This window comes from Thermogemmatispora onikobensis, from assembly GCF_001748285.1.
Classification (GTDB): domain Bacteria; phylum Chloroflexota; class Ktedonobacteria; order Ktedonobacterales; family Ktedonobacteraceae; genus Thermogemmatispora; species Thermogemmatispora onikobensis.
On the sequence record NZ_BDGT01000013.1, the window covers coordinates 21,549 to 35,834 of the forward strand.

Annotated in this window: 12 protein-coding genes and 1 tRNA gene; 6 read left to right on the plus strand and 7 right to left on the minus strand. The window is 60.8% G+C overall.

From position 1 onward, the window contains the following. Window positions 1–233 precede the first annotated feature (233 nt). Window positions 234–1,637, minus strand: a complete 1,404-nt coding sequence (locus tag BGC09_RS07825) for a S53 family peptidase (RefSeq protein ID WP_069803339.1) — start codon at window positions 1,635–1,637, stop codon at window positions 234–236. A 408-nt stretch (window positions 1,638–2,045) separates the two neighbouring features. Between BGC09_RS07825 and BGC09_RS07830 the strand changes: the two genes are divergently transcribed. Further along, on the plus strand, window positions 2,046–2,933 hold the full coding sequence (locus BGC09_RS07830) for a hypothetical protein (RefSeq protein WP_069803340.1): 888 nt from the start codon (window positions 2,046–2,048) through the stop codon (window positions 2,931–2,933). 145 nt (window positions 2,934–3,078) lie between these two features. Here the strand turns inward: BGC09_RS07830 and BGC09_RS07835 are convergent, their stop codons facing one another. Next, a complete protein-coding gene (locus tag BGC09_RS07835) occupies window positions 3,079–3,375 on the minus strand; it encodes a hypothetical protein (protein ID WP_069803341.1) in 297 nt (98 codons plus the stop codon). 469 nt (window positions 3,376–3,844) lie between these two features. Between BGC09_RS07835 and BGC09_RS07840 the strand changes: the two genes are divergently transcribed. Together BGC09_RS07840 and BGC09_RS07845 are read left to right on the plus strand one after the other, a co-directional pair. Continuing rightward, window positions 3,845–4,648, plus strand: coding sequence for an RNA polymerase sigma factor (locus BGC09_RS07840; protein ID WP_069803342.1), 804 nt, complete (start codon window positions 3,845–3,847; stop codon window positions 4,646–4,648). Between the two features lie 13 nt (window positions 4,649–4,661). Continuing rightward, complete coding sequence (locus BGC09_RS07845) at window positions 4,662–5,336, plus strand: helix-turn-helix domain-containing protein (protein ID WP_069803343.1); 675 nt, start codon at window positions 4,662–4,664, stop codon at window positions 5,334–5,336. Window positions 5,337–5,398: 62 nt separating this feature from the next. Here BGC09_RS07845 and BGC09_RS07850 read toward each other — a convergent pair whose 3' ends face one another. Next, complete coding sequence (locus BGC09_RS07850) at window positions 5,399–6,142, minus strand: class I SAM-dependent methyltransferase (protein ID WP_069803344.1); 744 nt, start codon at window positions 6,140–6,142, stop codon at window positions 5,399–5,401. A 192-nt stretch (window positions 6,143–6,334) separates the two neighbouring features. Between BGC09_RS07850 and ffh the strand changes: the two genes are divergently transcribed. Continuing rightward, on the plus strand, window positions 6,335–7,825 hold the full coding sequence (gene ffh, locus BGC09_RS07855) for a signal recognition particle protein (RefSeq protein WP_069803395.1): 1,491 nt from the start codon (window positions 6,335–6,337) through the stop codon (window positions 7,823–7,825). 5 nt (window positions 7,826–7,830) lie between these two features. Continuing rightward, on the plus strand, window positions 7,831–9,537 hold the full coding sequence (locus BGC09_RS07860; RefSeq protein ID WP_069803345.1) for a L,D-transpeptidase: 1,707 nt from the start codon (window positions 7,831–7,833) through the stop codon (window positions 9,535–9,537). Window positions 9,538–9,668: 131 nt separating this feature from the next. On the opposite strand, the gene BGC09_RS07865 is transcribed toward BGC09_RS07860, so the two are convergent. From BGC09_RS07865 to BGC09_RS07880, 4 genes are all read right to left on the minus strand, one after another. Next, a complete protein-coding gene (locus BGC09_RS07865) occupies window positions 9,669–11,195 on the minus strand; it encodes a DUF3536 domain-containing protein (RefSeq protein WP_069803346.1) in 1,527 nt (508 codons plus the stop codon). A gap of 286 nt (window positions 11,196–11,481) precedes the next feature. Next, the gene (locus BGC09_RS07870) at window positions 11,482–12,012 is read right to left on the minus strand and encodes an HNH endonuclease (protein ID WP_069803347.1); all 531 of its coding nucleotides are present in this window, start codon (window positions 12,010–12,012) and stop codon (window positions 11,482–11,484) included. 474 nt (window positions 12,013–12,486) lie between these two features. Beyond that, a tRNA-Pro gene (locus BGC09_RS07875) sits at window positions 12,487–12,562 on the minus strand. A 292-nt stretch (window positions 12,563–12,854) separates the two neighbouring features. Beyond that, window positions 12,855–13,235 carry a hypothetical protein gene (locus tag BGC09_RS07880; RefSeq protein ID WP_141727690.1) on the minus strand — a complete coding sequence of 127 codons (381 nt, stop codon included), beginning with the start codon at window positions 13,233–13,235 and terminating at the stop codon, window positions 12,855–12,857. Between the two features lie 358 nt (window positions 13,236–13,593). On the opposite strand from BGC09_RS07880, the gene BGC09_RS07885 reads away from it, so the two are divergent. After that, window positions 13,594–14,097, plus strand: coding sequence for an RrF2 family transcriptional regulator (locus BGC09_RS07885; RefSeq protein WP_369695678.1), 504 nt, complete (start codon window positions 13,594–13,596; stop codon window positions 14,095–14,097). Window positions 14,098–14,286 lie beyond the last annotated feature (189 nt).

Genomic DNA, 14,286 nt, shown 5'->3' on the forward strand with positions numbered 1-14,286 from the left:
GAAAGTAATGATGATCTAGTAAATGTTTGAGAGATACAGAGATAGAAATAAGCCAACGAAGCATGATGGACAGGGGAAGGGAGCGGTGTGAGGGAGGTAAACCGAGGGAGGGTTGGGCAAGAGAAGCTGGGAAGAGCGAAGAGCCGGGCGGCCCGGGCGAGGGCCGACGTTGCTCCACCTCTTCCCAGCCTGGTTTGATAGCCAGCCAGGCCCCTGGCTGGCCTGTCGTCATCTTACAGAGAGCGAGCGCGTGCCAGATCGCGGCCCGACGTACCGCAGCCGAAAGCCACTAGCAGCGGCAGGAGGTGGGCCACCCGTGGTGTTCCCCAGCCGGTCACGGGGTCCCAGCCCTTAGCGGCGGAGTAGCCGTTAATGGTCACCGGGTTGCCATTGGCGTCGGTGCCCGTAAAGGTATTGTTCCCCGTCGTAATGTCGTGGAAAGCCTGCCCGTAGAGCGGCGAATGGCCGATCAGGTAGAAGGCAGGATTGAGGAAGCCCACGCGATGGTGGCCGAACTGATCGGCCAGGGCCGTAATCCCGGCCCACTGAGGCGAGCCGGCGCTCGTACCGCCGAAGCGGAAGACCAGATCCTGGCCCAGGCCCGACGAACTCCAGACAGCCAGCACACCGCCGTCGACCGCAGCGTTGTAGGCTACATCGGGCACGCCGCGATAGCGACCGATTCCGGCGGTGCCGACCTGGTAGAATGGCTTCGGATAGACGGTGCTGAAGCCGCCGCCGCTGGCCACCTCGTACTGTGGCTCATTCCAGGCCGTCTCGCTCTGATAAGCGCCGGTCTGGCCATCGGCGATCAGCTTCGTTCCTCCCACGCCCGTCACCAGAGGATCACTGGCTGGCGAGCTCGCGCTGAGGAAATACGAATTGCCATCGCACGTCGGCTGAGCCGCTCCCTGGTCGCCTGAAGAAGCAAAGAGCGTGATCCCCTTCAGCGTGGCCTCCCGGAACAGCTCGTGCTCCTGGCGCAGCAGCTTCGGGTCGACGCAGCTCTCGCCCTCGCCAAAGCTCTGAGAAATGACGTCGCCCAGATTATGGCGAATCGCGTAGCGCGTCGCGCTGAGGATATCCGTATCCTGATTGGACTTGGCCAGCACCAGCACGATATGGGCGTCGGGAGCAATAGCGTGGGCCCACTCCACATCAAGCGTGATCTCGCCCGCCCAGCTTACCTGGTTCGCATCGTTTGGATCGAAGGGAGTCAATCCATCCGGTGCAATGATGGTGAAAGGTGGGTCGGGCAACCCGAAGATAGAGTCGAAGGTCTGCAGATCGTGGGCGATGGTGGGACTCTGGTAGGCGTCAATAATAACGATCGAGCGTCCTTTTCCTGTAATCCCTTTATTCAGGATCGGGGTGATCTCATATGCCTCGCGAATCTGCTTGGGGCCGTAGCAGTTGGGCGGCGTGGTCGTCTGGCAGCGGAAGGTCGTATCGCTGCGAGCAACACCAACATACTCGTACTGCGGACGCACTACGGCGAAGCCATGTACGCCGCGAGCCGTCAGTGCTGCCGCACTTGTTCCCCCGCTCAGACCAAGGCTGAGCGCCAGCATGGCGCAGACCGCCACTGCGGTAATGAGCAGGCGCGAGAGCCGACGGACGAGAGCTAGATCGTTCATCGATGTCTGACCCCCTTTTTTAAAACATAGTGCCTTAAGACAGTAGAGAAAACTCGTGCCTGGTGCGGATAGAGGGGAATAGGAATGGCACCCGCTTATAGTATACATGGTCTTCCAGCTTTTTTTGAAGAGGAACAGGTTGATAGAAGGTAAAGATCTAGCTTAAGAAATCTAAACATATAGCGCTTCTTTGCCTGCTCGCCTGCTTAAGCGTGGAATCATCTCTAGCGGCGGATCAGCCGCCCTGTTGCGCTTCACTCTTGCTGTAAAGTCGTTGTCGAAGTCAAAGGCCCGCCACCACGGTGACTGCGTCACCTTCTCGCCAGGCCGCTCGTATACTGAAAAAGAAGAGGAAAAGCAAAGCAGCATCACCCAGATGAGGAAGGAAGGAAGGAAGGAGAGATTGCCATGACCGGCTCACTGGAGAAACCATCGTTGAGAGAGTCGCGGCCTGGTGAGGAAAGTGCAGGTGGGTCGGAGCCGCGCCACCTCGCTGCTGTCGGCGAGGAAGCGGTACCCACGGAGAAGAGAAAGAAAGTGGAGGAAGAGATTCCCGCCCGAACAGTCTCCACTGCCGCCGAGGGTGACGGGCGAGAGCAGCAAGCGCTGGTCGTACCATCGCCCGATGCTATGGCGGCTGATCACCGTGAAGATACTCTTCCATTGGAGCGCCCTCCCCAGGACAGTGCAGGGCCGCAGGCGGCGTTCTATAGCGCGCCAACGCTGCCGGTGCTGCCGCACGGGTCATCCTCTGGTGCTCAGCGCTCCCAGGGCTGGCGCGGGCCAGGACCGCATCAGAGGGCCACTCAAAGAACAGCGGCTGATCCCCCTTTCAAGAAGCTCTGGATAGGGACGCTCATCGCCTCTTTGCTTCTGCTACTGGTGAGTGTCAGCCTCCTGGTCTATCTTTTAGGGGTATTGGCGGCGCGTGAGGGGCTTACTCCGGCCTCGCTTCTTTCGGCCACTGCCAGTGGCAAGCTGGCAGGAACCCAAGGCGGACAGGGCGGCGCGGCTATCGAGCTGGCCCTCTTTCCTCAGAGTTTTAGCCCGGCCAACTGTCTTCCCGATAACGGTTATCGCTGCACGGCCACACTCATGGCCAGTGGGCCGGCGGGCAGTGTGCGCTGGCAAGCCTGGTCCCAGGGCGTCGCCGCCCGCTTTAATCCCGCCAGTAGCAGCATTGAGCCAGGGCAACAGCAGCAGGTGATTATCTATCTCCCCGCGACCTGTCCAGCCTCGGGAAAACTCATCTTCTCCTGGAATAATCGGCAGCTGAGCGCGCCCTGGCGCTGCTGAAGCGTCGCCGCGCCGGGAGCAGGCTGCCTGCGCAGTTGTGGCCTCTGGCATGAGGGCTGCGTGGCCCCGCTTTGTTGGTTCCCATCCTGTCCCAGCCTGGCCTGAGTCTGGCAGGCTCCAGGCCAGACCAGGTCAACCACTCGGCTCAGCGAGGAAGATCGGGACGCGACTTACGCAGCCGGAGCCAGCCTTTCTCTTTGGGCAGCTCTTCCTGGCTGTTCTGTCCTTGGGGTTTCAGCCCCATCTGCTCCAGGAACCGAATTCCCGTTTCACTCCACGTGACGCCAGCGGCCAGCTCAATGGCCTGATCGCTGCGTACAGGCACCGGGCGATAGCCCGGCGGCGGCTCTGTGACCTGCGGTCCGGGGCGCGACGTCGGCCATTGCGGATACTTCGGCGCCACGGTCGGTACTTGTGACGGCTTTACCTTTTCCAGCTCCATCTCTGTTGACCACCTTCCTTCTCTTTGCTCGCAGTCTCAAAAAGCGTAGCAGCGTAGAAAAGATGTGCTGAGCACGGTGCGCTCTCTACGCTGGAGATCAGTCCTCACTACGGTTGAAAACCTGGATAAGGGAGAGGAGACGACAGGTCATCCAGCTAGATGATAACGCAAAGCGAGCGCCTCGTCCATAGCGTGGTTGCGCTCCCTTGCCCCGGCCAGTGGGAGTGTGCGGCATTGGATGGCGAAGAAAGCAGCCTGTAGTCTTGCTTGAACGGGACCTTTCTGCTATGCTGCCGGGCGGGGACGGGGAGACGATGTCTTGCCGGGCGAAGACGAGGGCCAGGTCGGCTTTTCCGTTTTGGCCAGTCGCGAAAAGAAAGAGTGAGTAGCAAGTCACCTGAAAAGCGCGCTTACTGCCATGCCTGGGGCAACCAGATCAGCTGAAACAAGACAAGGGGAGAGCATAGGCATGATCAACCTGCAGGACCCTGCTCTCAGGGAGCAACTACGGCGCAGGACCCCAGAAGGCCGCTATCTGCTGAGCGAGGCCGAGCTGGTGCTCGCGATCCGTACCTGTGATGCACAGGGAGACAGCGAGCGTGTCCAGCTCCTCTGTGAGGCGCTGGTCGAGCGCTGTGGTCCAGAATTTCAGCGGCGCACTCAAGGCTTACGCCATCGGCCCGACCTGCGCGAGGAAGCGATCGCCAATATGGTTGAGCATCTCCTGCGCGAAGCCCGTGACTCACAGGAGGTGTTCATGACTCAGAATTTCGCCCATTATTTGCGCTGTCTCTGCGCAGACGAGTTCACGCGCGTCCTCCGTCAGGAGGGACTGCACTACCGGCGCGACAGCGAGGGGCGCCCTGCGGGACAGCCGCAGCACATCCCTCGTTCTCTAATGGAATCGCTCCAGGCCAGTCCCTCCGAGGAAGAAGGATCGCCCGGCGCCGATGTGGCCGATCCCCAGGATGCCTATGAGCGCCTGCATGCTCTTGAAGAGAGCAGGCGCATTCTAACCTATCTCTCGGACCCGCTCGATCGCAAGATCGTGGTGCTGCGCGTCTTCCAGGGGTTGAAGTGGGACGATATCGCGCAGCTTTGTCAGCGGACCGAGCGCACGGTGCGCCTGCGCTACGAGAAGGCCCGAGCCTATCTGCGCGCCTGCCTCGATCGCGAGCGCGAGGAATTGGAAGCAGCGCTGATGCGTCAGCAGCATCAGCGACGACCAGCGCAGCATGTGCCCACAGCTTACGGGCAGAATCAGCAAAGGTGAGGAGGCGTCAATCATGGCAAGCATCGACAGCCGGATAATCCAACAGCTGAAGATGGCCTGGCTGGCCGCCGAGGAACGCGGCGATAAGCAGGCTCAGATCGCCCTCTTGCGCGCGCATCCCGAGGCTCAGGAGGCTCTCATCGACTTTATCGCAGCCTACCACGCAACGGCCCTGGAGCAAGAACATGACACGCTCGCCTCGCCTGAAGAGATCCAGCTGCTGCCCCTGACGGAGCGGGCCTGTCAGCGTGCGCTGGCGCGCGTCTTCGGCCTCAACCAGGGCAGCGAGGCCGACGCTCAGGCCAGGCCCGAAGCCTCAGCCGCCTCGCTTGCTTCTGTTAAAACCTTGCGCGAGCTGCGCCAGCGACGCCGGCTGAGCCTGACTGAAGCGGCGCGCGGTTTGCACCTGGGCGTCGATGTCTGGAAAAAGTTTGAAGATGGCCTGATCGATCTGCTGAGTCTTAGCGCGCGCCAACTTGAACGGCTGGCGAGCTTCTTCGACATCAGTCCACAGGAGTTCGGCGAGCTGCTGCGCAACAGCCAGCCAACCCTCGCCCTCAATCGTCGGCAGACAGGCGAGGCGGCTCGGCGACAGCGTCAGGAAGCTCCTGCCAGGCAGAGCCTGGCTGAGGCCATTGCCCGCAGCGACATGAGCGAGCCAGAGAAGCGCGCCTGGTTAGAGGAGTAAGCGCGCCGCTTTGCTCTCCGCCCAGTATCCTCTCGCTTCCTGCTTTGAACTGGCCTGGCTCGTCACCCAGCTTCCTGGCGAAACGGAGGGTCTGGTCGCCACGGCGGCAGGCGTAGGGCGTAGCCGAGGGAGCGGGCCCTCGTGACGCGGCTGAGGTTCAGGTGCCAGCTGGGGCCGCCGTGGGCAAGGTCGTGGGGGAGAAAGCGGCCTATCTCGCCGGGTTGCAGACCGTAGGCGGTGAGCAGGAAGGCCAGCTCGCGAGGACGAATGAAGCTCCGCGGGCGGCCAGCGTTCTTCTGCTCGCGAACCAGCGGCCAGCTCAACAGCAAGCGCGCTGGCCAGCTGCCATTGAGGGCCTCAAAGAGTAACAGGCCGCCTGGAGCCAGCACGCGCGCCATTTCGGCGATGGCCGCCCGCAGGTCCCTGACCTGCTCCAGGGCCTGCAAACAGACGACCATCGAGAAGGAGCCGGTGGCGAAAGGGAGGGCCTCAGCCCGCCCACACATATAGGCGATCAAATGACCCAGGCCACTCGCCCGGGCATGGCGCTGCGCCTGCTCCACAACGCGCGGCGAATCATCAAGCCCCACGATAATAGCCCCACGCCGCGCCAGCTCCTCGCAGAGCTGACCCTGGCCACCACAGCCCACGACCAGGATCTCCTCTTGCCCCAGAACTGGCCCCCCGTAGAAGCGCGCTGCTGCCGTCTCTACGTAATCACCGCGCTCCACCGTCAGCTGCAACTGCCACCGAGAAGGGTGAGCACTGGAAAAAAACCTCTTCTGCCAGCGTTGTATGAGAAACATACCAGCCTTCTCCCTCATGAGACTATAGGCGATGCTCATCGATTATATAGTAATAGGAATGGTCGCTTTTCGTCGGGGAGTTGTACAGAAAAGGGAGTATCCTTACAACGGGTGCGAACAGAGCCGGGAAAGATGGTATAATAGGGCGACTGATTACGCGATTGGTGGAGAGAGGAACCTGTTCCTATGGCTATGTTTGAAAGTCTCTCAAAGCGCCTTGAAGGGATCTTCAGCGGGCTGAGTGGCAAGGGGAAGCTGACCGAGGCTGACGTCGACGAAGCCATGCGTGAGGTGCGCATGGCCCTGCTGGATGCGGATGTCAACCTGCGCGTGGTGCGCCAGTTTGCCGAGCGCGTGCGGGCCAAAGCCATTGGCGCAGAGGTCTTGGGGAGCTTCTCGCCGGCTCAGCAGGTGCTGCAGATCGTGCATGACGAACTTATAGAGATGCTGGGTGGTGAAGGAAGTGAGAACCGTCTTGATCTGGGGGGGCCACCGCCCAATGTCATCATGCTGGTCGGGCTACAAGGCACAGGCAAAACCACCACGGCGGCGAAGCTGGCCAACTATCTGCGCAAGGAGGGTCAGCGTCCGCTGCTTGTGGCCGCCGACATGTATCGGCCAGCGGCTGTGCGCCAGCTGCAGACCCTGGGCAAGCAGCTCTCGATTCCGGTGTATGCCGAGCCGATGGGGGCCAACCCGGTTGACATCTGTGTCCATGCTGTCGACTATGCCCGCGAGCAGGCTGCCTCTGTCGTTATTCTCGATACTGCTGGGCGTCTCAACATCGACGAGCAGATGATGCAGGAGGTCATCGCCATTCGCAACCGTGTGCAGCCGCGCGAGGTCCTGCTTGTGGCCGACGCCATGACGGGTCAGGAGGCGGTGCGTGTGGCCAGCGACTTCAACCGGGCCGTAGCCCTCACGGGGATGATTCTGACCAAGATGGATGGCGATGCCCGTGGTGGCGCGGCGCTCTCGATCCGGGCGGTCACGGGGGTCCCCATTAAGTTCCTGGGTGTTGGGGAAAAGACGGATGCCCTGGAACCGTTTTACCCCGACCGTTTGGCCTCGCGTATACTGGGAATGGGCGACGTCCTGACCCTCATCGAGCGAGCACAGGAGGCCATTGATCAGCAGGAGGCGCTCCAGACCCAGGCCCGCTTGCAGCAGGGACAGTTTGACCTGGAGGACTTCCTCAAGGCGATGCGCCAGCTCAAGCGCATGGGGCCCCTGCGCTCCATTCTGGAGATGGTGCCTGGCTTCAACAAGCTGGCCTCCCTGCCCGAGATGGATGAGGCCCTGGAAGGCGATCCTTTGAAGCATATCGAGGCGATTATCCTCTCGATGACACCCGAGGAGCGACGCAATCCCGATATTGTCAACGGCAGCCGACGCCGACGCATCGCACGCGGTAGCGGTACCAGCGTGCAGGCGGTCAATCAACTCCTCGCCCAGTTCAATGAGACACGTACCATGCTACGCCAGTTCTCCAGCGGCAAAGGTCCCTGGGCCCGCTTGCTGCGCCAATACGCCAGCGATGGTGGCGGCCTGGCGGCTGGCCTGCCCGGTATGCCGGCTGCTCCGAGCCTGCCTCAGCTGAACAGCGGGGAACCCAGGAAGACTGGCAAGGCTGCCCGTAAAGAACGGAAAAAGCAAAAGGCCAAGCAGAAAAAGAGGAGGTAATCCCTATGCCGGCCAGACCCCAGCCTCGCGCTCGCCCGCCGGCTCCTGGCGCGCTGCTCTTGCTGAGCTTGATGCTGCTCCTACTGCTCATGAGCGCCTGCGGCGGCGATTCCCAGGCCCGCCAGCAGGCCAGCCAGAGCAAAGATCAGCTCGATCAGTTGCTGCACTATGCGCTCTCTATCGGCGTGCCCGCTACTCTATTGCAACCGATTCAAAAGCAGGAGGCCGCTCTCAGCAGCGGTTCCCCACCGTTCTCCCCATTCGACGATCGGCCAGTCACCGCCTATTATACTCGTCTGACCAATCAATACAAGCATTTGCAAGATCAAACTCAACAAGTTATTCATACCGCTACTGAACAGTTTCAGACGCGGGCCCAGCAGGATATGCAGAATTTTCAGGATGCCCTGACGGCGCGCCGCGTCGATGGTTTTGGCAATCTGCAATTTTTTACGCAGCAATATCAGCATGATCAGGACCTGATGGCTACAGCGCGCTATCCCCGGGATTATGCTGCGATCAGTAAGGAGGCCCAAACCCATACCCAGGCTTTAAATCTGATGAAGACGACCCATGATCGTCTGGTGGCCTTGCAGAATACGATTAAACAGCTCCAGAAGGCAAATATTGATGTCACGGCCATGCAAGCTCAATATCAAGACGACCTGCAGACCTTTAATCAGGCCAGTAAGCCCACCGATTTCCAGCATCTGCAGAGTCTGATCAATGCCCAGTACGAGCTGGCCGTAGTCAATTCTATTCAGGCTGTTCCCTACGTTGGCAGCTTCAAGCTCAACACCTTTAAGGCCCAGATCGACGATCTCAAGAAATATGGTATCGATGCCAGCAGCTATCAGCAGCGCTACAATGCAGACAAGGCGGCGATGGAGCGGGCCACAACGCTAGAGCAGTACCTGGCCGTCTCGCGCCAGATCGATACCGATATGGCCGCCATGTATCCCGACCTTGTACGCGGAGAGGCTTACTGGCTGGTGAACGAGATCGATCGCCAGGCCCGTAGCTGGGGCAAAGCCCATCTCTATCATGATAAATTTGACGGCAACAACTACATTCTCGATGCGGGCTACACCCTCGACGGCATTGGCTACTGGCTCAATCGTGAGCTGAGCTGGACCTATACCACCGAGGACTATCAGGCGATCGTTGATGAAGAGCAGAATCAGCTCTTCAATCTCCACATGATGGAGCAGAATTACAACGACCACACGCCGTATAACAAAGTGCACCAGACCGATCTACAGATCCTCGATCACTACCACCTGCGCGGCTCCCAGGTGCTGATGGTCTCCTTCACCGAGCAGGCCATGCGCATCTACGATCACGGCAAGCTTGTGAATGCCTTCCTGGTCACCACAGGCCGGGTTGAGCGCCCGGCGCTGCCCGGGGTCTGGCCGACACAGAACCGTGAATCGCCGACCGAGTTTAAGTCGAGCGATCCTCCAGGCTCGCCCTACTACTATCCCCCCACCCACATCAACTATGCCATTCTCTATCACTGGGGCGGCTTCTTTGTCCATGATGCCTGGTGGCGCGCCGATTTTGGCCCGGGCACCCAGTTCCCTCATTATGACAGTGGCGGCGATGAGAGCTTTGCTGGCAACGGCAGCCACGGCTGTGTCAACGTCCAGGAAAGCCAGATGGCCTGGCTCTATGCTCACACCGACTGGAACACCGTCATCGTGATCTACTAAGCGCCTGATCAGGAAAGCAGAGGGGCTAGTCACATCAACAGTACGTGCGGGCGCTGCTCTCTCAAGCAGAGCAGCGCCCGTTTCTGGAGGAGAGCCATCGGCTGGGAGGACGACAGGATCTTTGAGGCGCCTCAAGCCACATCTTCGCCTTCGCTATCCGCCGCCAGCTCATGAGGGGCAGGCAATGGCGGCAGCAGATCGGCGCGCACGGGCGGCAGGCGCAGGTAGAGATCCGCTCCGCTCACGGGACGGCGCCAACTGCGGGCCGCGCGCAGGTCCCGCAGAAAATCGCTTTGGAGATCAACGCCCAAAGCCTGCCAGAAGAGACTGATGGCCCGCCGGGCGAAGGCCAGCGCATTGCGCGGCTCAATGCGGTCCAGATCCTCAAAGAAAAAGGCGCAGCTTGTAAAACTGCATAGCAGGTAGTACTCGGCCTCCAGCAGTAGCAGGACGCGCCGACGCTTCTCAGCGAGAGCGGCTTTCCCCATCAGACCCTGGGGCCGGGCGACCTCTTCCCAGAAGTTTTCGAGTGAGCGCCAGCCATTGCGCAAGGCCAGGTAGCCATTGCGAGCCGCCCAGGGATCATGTAGTACCTCTGCCGTGGAGCGCTCGAAGAGCTGATCGCCGCGAGCAGCCAGGCGGTTCAGGGCCTGGCGCAAGGCCCCTTTCCAGTCGCTGCGTCCTTCGGTGCAGGCGCAGCCGCTGGCCCAGCGATCGACCCCATGAAAGCAACTCCAGGACGTTGGTGTACGCAGCGTCACCTCGCGCCGGGGAGGATACAGGTGCAGGTAGCGCTCCAGGGTACACAACTGGAAACCGGCTGCCTCGGCGCTATAGCGCACCAGGCGCGTCAAAAACTTATCGCGCCAGATCCAATGATGACCATACAGCTCGCCATCCGTCGCGATTAAAATCAGCTGAGGCTCATGCTGCTGCTGCTTTTCCGGCACCAGATGAGCGGGTACAATCGTCGAGGCGAACTGGTCGGCGTTCACCGTCACATTGCCATCGAAGGAGACCGCGCCTGAGAGCGAGGAGTGGTAGAAGAAGACCGTTATGCTGCGACCTCCTGGCAGGCGCACCAGATAGGGCTCCGTCACATCCACCGGGGTGGCGGCCTGCCAGGGAGCCAGGACTGTGAAGGTGATGCCGCAACGAGCCAGGAGATCGAGCGTCTCCATATCCACCGCCGTCTCGGGCAGCCACATCCCCGCTGCCTCGCGACCGTAGCGCTGGCGAAAATCCTCCAGGCCCCAGACGATTTGCGTATACTTATCGCGGCTATTGGCCAGGGGGAGGATCACATGATGGTAGGGATGAGCCAGGGCGTTGCCGCTGCCGTAGCGGGCGCGGTGCTGCCGGTCGGCCTCGATGATCGTCTGATGGACAGTGGGATGGTGGTTGGCCAACCAGGAGGCTAGCGTTGGCCCCAGATCATAGCTGATCAGCTCGAAATTACCAGCCTCAGCATTGGGGCGGTAGCACTCCGCCGTAATCTTCTCATTAAAATTGGCAAAGGGAGCGGCTTCGGCCTCGGCAGGAATAGCGCCAGTGAAAGGGTCCTCACGCGGGGGCTGGTAGAAGTGCCCGTGGAGGCAGAGGAAGAGAGGCGCAGCGCCGGGGCTTGCAGCCTCGCTCACCGCTTGCTGTTCAAGCATAGACGAATGAACCTTCTCACCTGCTCACAGAGTTAGCTGCTGCGCAACCAACCTCTGACTCTGCCAGCGGCGCTTCTCCCTCCCCTCTCTGCGACAGCAGAACCAACCCGTGGCATATAAGATATACGCAGGCCGAGGGAAGCGCGTTCCATGCATGGCGCCACGGTAGCCAGAGAGAGAGCTGCCGCAGCAGCGCAGCTCAGCTGACCTCGGCCTGGCTCTGGTCGGCACGCCCGTTCTGGCCTGGTTGGTCGGGAGCGCCGAGCCGGTGGTTCTCGCGCTCGGTTCAGGCCGAGCGCGACTGCGTACTCATCAAGAACTCCTCATAAGCCTGGCGGAGCTTCGGGTAACGCAGTAGGAAGACGCCGGCGTACTCCTGCGTCAGCGGACGAGGCTGGCGGATCAGGCGCATATTAGCCTCTTTGAGGAGGCGATTGCCCTTCTTACTATTGCAGGCCTTGCAGGAAGTCACCAGGTTCTCCCAGGTGCTCTTACCGCCACGCGAGCGCGGGATCACATGGTCGAGCGTCAGCTCGCGTGTCCGCTTGCCGCAGTACTGACAGGTTTCCTCGTCGCGCAGGAAGATATTCGCGCGTGTGGGCTGGAGGGCGACGCGCGGAACACGGACATTGGCGAGCAACTGTACGATTACGGGCCGCTCGTGGTCGAGGCGGCGGGCCTGAATATTCTCCTCAATGGCCTTGCGAACCTCGTCGTCCAGGAAAGTCACCTTTTTCTTTGACAGCAGGACGACCAGACGACGCTCTGAGATGACCGAGAGAGGCTGAAAGGAAGAGTTCAGAACTAAGACAGGCATGAATGGCTTTCCTTCCTCTCTGTCAGAGCTGAACCACCGGGCAGACAGCGAGGAGAAAGCCGAACCGGGGCTAGAGGAGGAGAGAGGCCGGGGCCTCACCTCTCGTCAGCTTCTCATCGCCGCCTGCGTTGCTCACCGATTGGCCAGGGAGACGGGCGTTGACCTTGCACGATCAGGCAGGGGTTGGACAGACCGCCGATCGGAGCGCCTGGGGGCTGGCGCAGCGCCAGGGGGGCCGCCTGCGAGCAGCCAAGAGATGAATAGGAGGGAGAGCCAGAAGGCAAGGCTCTGTCCACCATACTCTCTGCTGTGTTCAAGCGGCGTTCCACTGTAGTTGCAAGCTCCCTGCTCTAGCGGATCGGACCGGCAGTCGGGCCTGACCTAACCTCAGCCGACCGTTGAGCTAGCCGGCTGTTGGGCCGGCCAGGTAACAAACCAACGAGAGATGAGCTCCAGGAAGAGAAAGTGCCAACTTGGTCGGGGTGAGAGGACTCGAACCTCCGACCTCAGCGTCCCGAACGCTGCGCGCTAGCCACTGCGCTACACCCCGCTAAACCGACTCGTGCAAGTTCTTCGCCGGTCTCGCTCGTTTGCCCTGCTCGGTTATTCCCTTCTGTACAATCGATGAGGCGAAACGAACATCCTACAAACGACGTCACCAGCGTGAGCTGGTGGTGAGGCAGAGCTGAAACGTGGCCTCCAGGTCGCTGCGACTGTGGCTCTTGACGAGCGGCCTGCAGGCGCGGGCGTTCTCGCATGCCTCTTGTCGTTGCATAGTATAGCACAGGCGGTCTTGGCTTGGCAATAGGGTAGGCGGACGAAGAGAGGCGGTGACTGAGCTGTTAGCCGGGAGCCGTCTCGCTGGCTGAGCCGCTGGCCGTCTCAGGCGTGCTCGCCTCGGGAGTAGGCGGAGCCTTGGCTGCTGTTTCGGGGGGGGCGGGCTGGGCTTTGACCTCGGCCTCCTCGATCACGCTGCCATCGGGTCGCTCATAGATAGTTCCCTTGAGCGAGGAGTAACCGATGGTGAAGCCGCCGGGCACATGACGCAGCCGCTCCCAATAGACTGGGAAGTCGGCGCGGCGGATGAACTCCTCGATCTGGCGGCGCACGTCGTTCTCATCGACGGCATAAAACTGCTGAAGGTAGAGGGCAGTGTCGCCCCGATTGTATTCAAAGAGCCAGAGGCTCTTCTTAATGAGCTTCCCTTCTTCTTCTTCCATCATCTAGCTCCTTGCTGTTCGCTGTCTACTCCCCTTGCTGTGGAGACCTCTCAGTCACATCACAGCTCTCCCTCTATAGTAGCCGTTTTTCGCGCGTCTTTGAAGATAGGATTGGTATCATGCCAATAGAATGATCGGTTGGTCTCTACGGCCTGTTCTGGCGCTTTCCCGGCGGGTCTCTATCCTCTCCAAGCATGGCGAGCTGGCAGCGTCATTCCGCCCGCCACAGAGCGAGGTTGACGCTCTCCCGCCGGAAGTGCTAGAATATATCCTAGTGAGCAGGTCGGATTAAGAGTACCCTGCGTAGGAGCGATGAAAGCGAGGAATCAGTATTCCCCACGGGGCGAGAAAGGAGCGAGCCATGATTTTGAGAGTCTCCACAAAAGGCGAGTATGGCGTACGCCTCATGGTTGATCTGGCTCGCCACTATTACAGCTCGCGCCCGCGGTCATTGACCGATATTGCCCAGGCTGAGCAGTTGTCTCTGGCGTATCTGGAGCAGCTGGTGAAGCTTCTGCGTGAGTCTGAGCCGCCGCTGGTGGTCAGTACGCGCGGGGCGCATGGTGGTTATCGACTGAGCCGCCCGCCGGAGGAGATCACGATGGGGGAGATTGTGCGAGTCCTGGAGGGGCCGATCGCGCCCATGATCTGCGCGACGGAGGGAGAGATGACGCAGATTTGCAGTCTGCTCGACTCCTGCAAGACGAAGTTCCTCTGGGCCAGGGTGCGCGATGCTGTTGCCCAGACGCTGGATTCGATCACTCTCGCCGAGCTGGTCGGCGCCTCCGAGCAAGAGGCGCAGAACGCTCCAACGCACTTTATCTCCATCTCGGATATCCGTGTGGCTCCGTCATCGGCTATGTGAGTTGAGCTGAGCCGGGTGGGGCCAGTGAGCCGGGGATGGGGCGGCGGGGTCTGCCGGTGGGGCGAGGGCTGACGAGAGCTGACGAGAGCTGAGCTGAGGTGGCGGGAGATGACCGCGAGGAAAGCTGAAGACCGGCTCGATCCGAGGGCCGCGCCAGCCTTCCCCGGACGCAGTGACATAGACAGGCAG

Coding starts and splice junctions, on each gene's coding strand:
- BGC09_RS07825 (WP_069803339.1), bottom strand. CDS start 1,637: ATGAACGATCTAGCTCTCGTCCGTCGGCTCTCGCGCCTGCTCATTACC.
- BGC09_RS07830 (WP_069803340.1), top strand. CDS start 2,046: ATGACCGGCTCACTGGAGAAACCATCGTTGAGAGAGTCGCGGCCTGGT.
- BGC09_RS07835 (WP_069803341.1), bottom strand. CDS start 3,375: ATGGAGCTGGAAAAGGTAAAGCCGTCACAAGTACCGACCGTGGCGCCG.
- BGC09_RS07840 (WP_069803342.1), top strand. CDS start 3,845: ATGATCAACCTGCAGGACCCTGCTCTCAGGGAGCAACTACGGCGCAGG.
- BGC09_RS07845 (WP_069803343.1), top strand. CDS start 4,662: ATGGCAAGCATCGACAGCCGGATAATCCAACAGCTGAAGATGGCCTGG.
- BGC09_RS07850 (WP_069803344.1), bottom strand. CDS start 6,142: ATGTTTCTCATACAACGCTGGCAGAAGAGGTTTTTTTCCAGTGCTCAC.
- ffh (WP_069803395.1), top strand. CDS start 6,335: ATGTTTGAAAGTCTCTCAAAGCGCCTTGAAGGGATCTTCAGCGGGCTG.
- BGC09_RS07860 (WP_069803345.1), top strand. CDS start 7,831: ATGCCGGCCAGACCCCAGCCTCGCGCTCGCCCGCCGGCTCCTGGCGCG.
- BGC09_RS07865 (WP_069803346.1), bottom strand. CDS start 11,195: ATGCTTGAACAGCAAGCGGTGAGCGAGGCTGCAAGCCCCGGCGCTGCG.
- BGC09_RS07870 (WP_069803347.1), bottom strand. CDS start 12,012: ATGCCTGTCTTAGTTCTGAACTCTTCCTTTCAGCCTCTCTCGGTCATC.
- BGC09_RS07880 (WP_141727690.1), bottom strand. CDS start 13,235: ATGATGGAAGAAGAAGAAGGGAAGCTCATTAAGAAGAGCCTCTGGCTC.
- BGC09_RS07885 (WP_369695678.1), top strand. CDS start 13,594: ATGATTTTGAGAGTCTCCACAAAAGGCGAGTATGGCGTACGCCTCATG.